Annotated in this window: 1 pseudogene; it reads left to right on the top strand. The window is 69.2% G+C overall.

Annotation, left to right across the window (positions count from 1 at the left end):
- Positions 1 to 1,643 (top strand): annotated as a pseudogene (locus FH603_RS28035) (hypothetical protein); the annotation flags it as partial.

Here is a 1,643-nt window from a genome sequence, read left to right as displayed (position 1 = left end):
ATGAGGTTAAAGGGCCCGTTGGGTCCCGAGCGGCTGCGGTAGAGGTCGTGGGTCTGGTTCTGGTTGGACCAGGGGGTGTTGGCCTGCCAGCTCAGGCTGAGCTGGCGCTGGGCGGGGGTGGCACTGAGCCGCACGCTGGAGGCTGGCTCGGTGACGTCGAGCCGGGTGAGCTGGCGGGTGGTGGCATCGGTGTAGTAGAACTCGAGCCTATAGCGGTAGGCCGAGTCAGCCGTGTTGCGGCCGCGGTCGATGTAGAGGGTGTCGGGGGCGGTGGGGACCAGGCTGGTGTTGATGGTGGCCACGGGGGTCCAGTCGGTGCCGTTCAGTCCGGTGGCGCGCTGGAGCCGGTACTGGTAGGGACCGCCCAGGTCGCCGGGCTGCAGACCGATGGGGCGGCTCCAGCGGACGGTGATGCGTCCGTTGGTGTTACCCGTGGAGTCGACGGTGACCTGGGTGAGGACGGGGGCCAGGCGGGGCAGTTCGAGGCAGGCCTGGGTGGAGGCAATGCTGAGTCCGCCGTTGATGCTGCCGCTTCGGTCGGGGTACTCGGCCACCAGGCGGTAGGAGTAGCTCACGCCCCGGCGCAGGGCGCTGGTGTCGGTGAAGGTGACCACGCCGGCCGACACCCGGCCGATCTCCTGGTAGCCCAGGCCGGCGGGCAGGCCCGTCTCGCAGTTGGCGGGGGTGTAGTCGGTGCAGCCCTCCTTGCGGTAGATGATAAGCTCGGTGGAGTCCAGTCCGTTACGGGGGGCGCAGGCGTAGGGGTTCCAGCTGAGCTGGATGGCCCGGCCGTTGGCGGTGGCCGTGGGGCGGGCGGCCAGGTTCTGGACGGCGGGCCCGATGATGCGGATGCGCAGGGTCTGGAAGGAGACCAGCGAGGTGATGCCGCGGGCGGGCACGTCGTTGACCTTCAGGGTGACGTCGTAGGGGGCCTGACGGAGCTGCTCGCAGGAGGTCTGCCAGACGAAGCTGGCCGTGGCGGGCTGGGTCAGGGGGCTGGTGGGGGAGCCGGGGTTGCGGAGCTGGGCGTAGGGGGGCGAGACGAGTTCGCCCGCTGGCAGGGGCCGTCCGTCGGCGCTCACGTTGAAGACGCCCCCGAAGGCCGACAGGTAGACGCGGTTGCCGTCGGGGTCGGTGGCGGTGATGGGCTGGTTGATGAGGGTGCCGGCCACCACGCACAGGTCGGCCAGGGGCTGGATGAGGGGTCGTTTGTTGGGCTGGTCGACGACGATGATCTGCATGTCGCGGGTGACCTCCCCGATGAGCACCCCGTTGCGCCACTCCTCGATGATGAAGGCGAAGTTGTACTGGCCTTCCTCGCCGGGGGCATCCCAGCAGAGTTCACCGGTGCGGGCGTTGATGGCGAAGGTGGGGGTTCCGCCGGCCTCGGCAGTTCGGCTGAACCGGGTGGGGTCGAGGTAGGTGGGGATGTTACGCCCCCGGCATCCGGTGGTGCCGGGGATGTCCTGGGGGATGCTGAGCCGGAAGGCGAGCGAGTCACCGTCGGGGTCGAAGGCGGCCGGGTTGTGGCAGAATCGCTGGCCGACGCGTCCCGAGTCGAGGGGTGGGTTGAGGAGCCGTGGGGTGGAGTTGAGTCCCAGGGCGGGGTTGATGAAGATGGTCGTGGAGACGAAGAACTGGAT

This window comes from Spirosoma utsteinense (assembly GCF_014282275.1).
Taxonomy (GTDB): Bacteria; Bacteroidota; Bacteroidia; order Cytophagales; family Spirosomataceae; genus Spirosoma; species Spirosoma utsteinense.
Note: the sequence above shows the minus strand (reverse complement) of the source record. Positions and strands in the feature narration are given on the sequence as shown.